General features: G+C 60.7%; 7 protein-coding genes. All 7 read left to right on the top strand.

All coding sequences use genetic code 11. From position 1 onward, the window contains the following. Positions 1–1,079 (top strand): nitrate reductase subunit beta (gene narH / locus KBF66_RS18740; RefSeq protein ID WP_296661142.1); only part of this gene is annotated, 1,079 nt, incomplete at its 5' end. A gap of 3 nt (positions 1,080–1,082) precedes the next feature. Next, on the top strand, positions 1,083–1,790 hold the full coding sequence (gene narJ, locus KBF66_RS18735; RefSeq protein WP_296661140.1) for a nitrate reductase molybdenum cofactor assembly chaperone: 708 nt from the start codon (positions 1,083–1,085) through the stop codon (positions 1,788–1,790). Between the two features lie 10 nt (positions 1,791–1,800). Beyond that, positions 1,801–2,535, top strand: a complete 735-nt coding sequence (gene narI, locus KBF66_RS18730; RefSeq protein WP_296661138.1) for a respiratory nitrate reductase subunit gamma — start codon at positions 1,801–1,803, stop codon at positions 2,533–2,535. A gap of 10 nt (positions 2,536–2,545) precedes the next feature. Beyond that, positions 2,546–3,334 carry a peptidylprolyl isomerase gene (locus KBF66_RS18725; RefSeq protein WP_296661135.1) on the top strand — a complete coding sequence of 263 codons (789 nt, stop codon included), beginning with the start codon at positions 2,546–2,548 and terminating at the stop codon, positions 3,332–3,334. 10 nt (positions 3,335–3,344) lie between these two features. Continuing rightward, positions 3,345–3,749, top strand: a complete 405-nt coding sequence (locus tag KBF66_RS18720) for a ribonucleotide reductase subunit alpha (protein ID WP_296661133.1) — start codon at positions 3,345–3,347, stop codon at positions 3,747–3,749. Between the two features lie 14 nt (positions 3,750–3,763). After that, the gene (locus tag KBF66_RS18715; protein ID WP_296661131.1) at positions 3,764–4,462 is read left to right on the top strand and encodes a Crp/Fnr family transcriptional regulator; all 699 of its coding nucleotides are present in this window, start codon (positions 3,764–3,766) and stop codon (positions 4,460–4,462) included. Positions 4,463–4,491: 29 nt separating this feature from the next. Beyond that, the coding region (locus tag KBF66_RS18710; RefSeq protein ID WP_296661129.1) for a Tar ligand binding domain-containing protein at positions 4,492–5,353 on the top strand (862 nt) is incomplete at its 3' end.

The following is a 5,353-nucleotide window of genomic DNA, read 5'->3' as shown; positions in this document are numbered from 1 at the left end:
GCGAGTTCTCCAAGCGCAGCAAGGACAAGAACTTCGACGACATCCAGAAGGACATCTACGGCCAGTTCGAGAACACCTTCATGATGTACCTGCCGCGCCTGTGCGAGCACTGCCTGAACCCGGCGTGCGTGGCCTCGTGCCCAAGTGGCTCGATCTACAAGCGCGAGGAAGACGGCATTGTGCTGATTGACCAGGACAAATGCCGGGGCTGGCGCATGTGCATCAGCGGCTGCCCGTACAAGAAGATTTATTACAACTGGAAAAGCGGCAAGGCTGAAAAATGCATCTTCTGCTACCCGCGCATTGAATCGGGTCAACCCACCGTGTGTTCGGAAACCTGCGTGGGCCGCATCCGTTACCTGGGCGTGTTGCTGTATGACGCAGACCGCATTCAGCAAGCCGCCAGCGTGGAACATGACCGCGACCTGTACCAGGCGCAGCTTGACATCTTTTTGGACCCGAATGACCCGAAGGTGATTGAACAAGCGCGCCTTGACGGCATTCCCGACAAGTGGATGGAAGCCGCCCGCAAGAGCCCGGTGTACAAAATGGCGGTGGACTGGAAAGTCGCCCTGCCCTTGCACCCCGAGTACCGCACGCTGCCGATGGTCTGGTATGTGCCACCGCTGTCGCCCATCAGCGCTGCCGCCAACGCTGGCAACATTGGCATCAACGGCGAAATTCCCGATGTAAAGCAACTGCGCATTCCGGTCAAGTACCTGGCCAATTTGCTCACCGCCGGTGACACCTATCCCGTGGAGCGGGCCTTGGAGCGGATGTTGGCGATGCGTGCCTACCAGCGCGGAAAACACGTCGATGGCAAGCCCAATCTGGCCGCCTTGCAGCAGGTGCAGATGAGCCCGGCAGAGGTCGAAGAGATGTACCAAGTGATGGCGATCGCCAATTACGAAGACCGCTTTGTCATCCCCAGCACGCACCGCGAATACGCCGAAAACACCTTCGATGTGCGTGGCGGCTGCGGTTTCAGTTTTGGCAACGGCTGCTCGGACGGGGCCAGCGAGGCCAGCCTGTTTGGCGGCACCAAGAAGCGCACCATCCCAATCAAGGCCGAGGTTTGAGCCATGGCACTTTTTTCATCCAATATCACCGGTGCCTCACGCAGCCTGCGGGTACTGGCCCGGCTGCTGGCCTACCCGGACGCCCAACTGCGCGGCGCTCTAAATGACATGCGCCAGGCTTTGGTGGCCGAGCGCGCCCTGCCCACCGCGCGACTGGCCGAGCTTGGCGCGCTGATGAGCACCCTGGAGTCTGGCAACGCGCTGGAAAACGAGGCCGAGTACGTGGAGGTCTTTGACCGGGGCCGCGCCACCTCGCTGCACCTGTTCGAGCATGTGCATGGCGACTCGCGCGACCGGGGCCCGGCCATGATCGACCTGGCGCAAACTTATGAAAAGGCTGGCTTGTTTTTGGGCCCGGACGAAATGCCCGACTACCTGCCGGTGGTGCTGGAATTCGTCTCGACCCAGCCGCCCGCTGAGGCACGGGCCTTTTTGAGCGAAATGGCGCACATCTTCAACGCCATCTTTGCTGCCTTGCAGCAGCGCAACAGTGCCTACGCCAGCGTGCTGGGCGCGTTGCTGGAACTCAGCGGCGAAAAAGCGCAACCGGTCAAGGTGGTGCCCGACGAGCCGCTGGATGCCTGCTGGGAAGAACCGGTGGTGTTTGACGGCTGCTCGGTCAAGGGGCAAACCAAGCCCGGTCAGGCGCAACCCATTCACTTTGTCAAACCCGACGCGGCCAAAACCAGCCCGAAGGCTGCCGCACTGTAGGAGTCACACCATGAACATCATTAACAATTTCCTGTTTGGCGTGTACCCGTACATCGCCCTGACCGTCTTTTTGGCAGGCAGCTTGCTGCGTTTTGATCGCGACCAGTACACCTGGAAAAGCGACTCGTCGCAAATGCTCAAAATGGGCCAATTGCGCTGGGGCAGCAACCTGTTTCACGTGGGCGTGCTGTTTTTGTTCTTTGGCCACTCGGTGGGCATGCTGACACCGCACTTTGTTTATGAACACTTCATCAGTGCTGGCAACAAGCAACTGATGGCGATGGTCAGCGGCGGGCTGGCCGGTTTGGCGGGTTTCATCGGTGTCACGCTGCTGCTGCACCGCCGCCTGACCGAGCCGCGTATTCGCATCAACTCCAAAACCAGCGACATCGTGCTGCTGGTGCTGCTGTGGTTGCAGCTGGCGTTGGGTCTGGCCACCGTGCCGCTGTCGGGCCAACATCTGGACGGCAGCATGATGATGAAGCTGGCGGGCTGGGCGCAAGCCATCGTCACCTTTCAGCCGGGGGCGGTTGAGCTGCTGGCAGAGGCAGGTTTCATCTTCAAGGCACACATGTTTCTGGGCATGACCATCTTCTTTATCTTCCCGTTCACCCGGCTAGTGCATGTCTGGAGTGGTTTTGGGTCTGTCGCCTACCTGATGCGCCCGTATCAAGTGGTACGTGCCCGGCGCCTGAATGTGCCCGCTGGCCAAACCCTGCCACCGCGCGCAGATGCACGGGTTTAAGGAAACCACCATGCACACCTCCACCCTTGAAAAAGGCGTTGCCAGCATCAATGGCATTGCCCTGCACACTGCCGACGCGGTGTTGAGCGCTGACGAATTGCGCCAACGCGCCTGCGCCGAGCTGCTGCGCCAGGCCGCCGTGGCACGCGCACTGCTGACCCCGGATGACCAGCCAGATGCCGATGGCGTGCAAAGCGCTGCCGCCAGCGGGGCCATTGAGGCACTGCTGGAGCTTGAGCTGCAAATTCCAGTGCCGTCCGAAGACGCCTGCCAGCGCCACTACACCGCCCACCAGGCCAGCTACGCCACCGGCGAGCGGGTCAATGTGCGGCATATTTTGTTTGCTGTCACGCAAGGGGTCGATGTCAGCCTGCTGCGCCAGCGGGCTGAGGCCAGCCTGCTCAACGTGCGCTGCCATGACGGCAAAAATGCCAACGACATGTTTGCCCACGATGCCAAAACCCTGTCCAACTGCCCCAGCGGTGCCGAAGGTGGCCAGCTGGGCTGGCTGACGGCCTCTGACTGCGCGCCCGAATTTGCCAAAGAGCTGTTTGGCAACAAAGAGGTAGGCGTGCTGCCGCGCCTGGTCCACAGCCGCTTTGGCCTGCATGTGGTCGAGGTGCTGGCGCGCGAGGCCGGCAAACAGCAGCCGTTTGCGGCGGTACGCGGCGCGGTTGCCATGGCCTTGCAGCAAAAAGCTTACGTCACGGCGCTGCGGCAATACCTGAGCCTGCTGGCCGGGTCCGCCACTGTTGAAGGCGTTGACCTGGACGCGGCCGATTCAGCCCTGCTGCAATGAGGCCCGCCCCATGAACATTGCCAACTTTGACGACTTGCTGCACGCAGCGCAACAGCAAAGCCTGCCGCAGCGCCTGCTGCTGGTGTTTGCCAGCGCCGAGCTGCCCGCCGACAGCACGCCAGCCCAGCGCCGCCAGTTTGAAGCGGGTGTCGGCGGTGCCCTGGTGCCTTGCCTGTGTGTCGATAAAACCCCCGAAGAGGTGGGCAGCTTTGCCCGCCTGAAGCGCGAATCCGACCAGTTCAACGTGCAGTGGCAAGCGGTGTTTGTCTCAACCCAGTCCGACCACCCCGATGAGGTAACCGCCAGCGCGGCCGCCGCCAAAGCGCTGGAGCGCATGGTGGCCGCCATCAAGGGCGGCGCACTGGCCAACATGATTGCCTTTGACCTGCAAGGCAACGCGATGGCCTTGCAATAGCCAAAAGTTCAGCCATGATTCCCCTCGACACCTTTGACATGCCCCGGTTTCTGGCGCGCAGTGCGTTTTTCAGCGCCATGTCGGCAGACGAACTCCAGCGCATGGCCAGCGCCTGCCAGATCAAACGGTTTCCCAAAGGCGACATGATCTTTCGCACCGGTGAGCCCTGCGATGCGTTTCACATCGTCGTCGATGGTGAGGTCAAGCTATTTGTCTCATCAGCCGCCGGGCATGAAAAGGTTGTCGAGATTGCCTGCGCTGGCCAAAGCTTTGGTGAGGGGATGATGTTTTTGGATAAACCCTGCATTCTGAACGCCCGCACGCTGACCGATGTGGTGCTGGTTGTTGTCAGCAAACAGGGTGTTTTTTTGGAGGTCGCGCAAGATCCGCGCTTTGCCATGCACATGCTGGCGGGCATTTCAAGGCGTCTGCACGGCTTGATTCAGGATGTGCAGAGCTACGCGTTGCACAACGGCATGCAGCGGCTGATTGGCTTTCTGCTGCGCGACGTGGACACGAATGCGCAGGCCGTTGGCACTTTTACGGTCACGTTGCCCGCCAGCAAAGCCACCATTGCCTCGCGCCTGTCGCTGACCCCCGAGTATTTTTCACGCGTGCTGCACGAGCTGGAATCCATCCAGTTGATTCAAATCGACAAACGCGACATCCACATTGCCGACGTGCAACGGCTGGCCAGTCATGGCGCTACCTGACACGCACCCGATAACACAGCGGGAAAAGTATGAAAAATATGAAAATCGGGGCTCGGCTGACCGTTCTCATCGGGCTGCTGTCAGCACTGCTGATTGCCATAGGTGCCCTGGGTTTGTGGGGCATTGGCAAAGCCAACGAATCAGCGCGTGGCATCTACGAAGAAAGCCTGGTGTCCACCGGTCAGATTGCCGAAATTCAGAAACACCTGCTGGCCAATCGGCTGGCCATTGCGGTGGCGCTGATCACCCCAGACGCGCCCACCATCGCCGCCACCACCCAAACGCTTGAAGAAAACATCGCCGCCATCACCGCCGTATGGCAGACCTACAGCAGCACACAACTTGACCCGGCCGAGGCCACGCTGGCTGCGGAATTTGCCACCCGCCGCAAAACCTTTGTGCAAGAGGGTTTGTTGACGACACTCAAGGCACTGCAAGCCGGCGACATCAAAGAAGCCAACCGACTGGTGGTTGAAAAAATTCGTCCCTTGTATGCCCCGGTGGGGGCAGGTATCGACGCGCTGTTCAAGCACCAGCTCAACAGCGCCAAAATCCGCTACGAGCAAGACCTGGCCAGCTACCAGACCATCCGCATGGCAAGCCTGGTATCGATGCTGGGCGGCGTGCTGTTTGCGCTGCTGTTTGGCAGGGTGTTGGTCAACGGCATCACCCGGCCCCTGAAGCAGGCGGTTGACCTGGCCCGCGACATTGCCGACGGCCGCCTTGACAAAACCGTCACCACCGACCGTACCGACGAAACCGGCCAGCTCATTGCGGCCATGGCCCAAATGCAAGGCGTGCTGACCCAATTTCAGGCAGCCCAGGGCGAGATGTCCCGTCAGCAAGCGCTGGGGCAGGTGGACTATGCGATTGCCACGCAAGACTTGCCAG

Origin of the sequence: Rhodoferax sp. (assembly GCF_018063565.1) — a bacterium.
GTDB lineage: Bacteria > Pseudomonadota > Gammaproteobacteria > Burkholderiales > Burkholderiaceae_C > Rhodoferax.
This window is presented reverse-complemented; position numbering and strand designations above follow the sequence as displayed.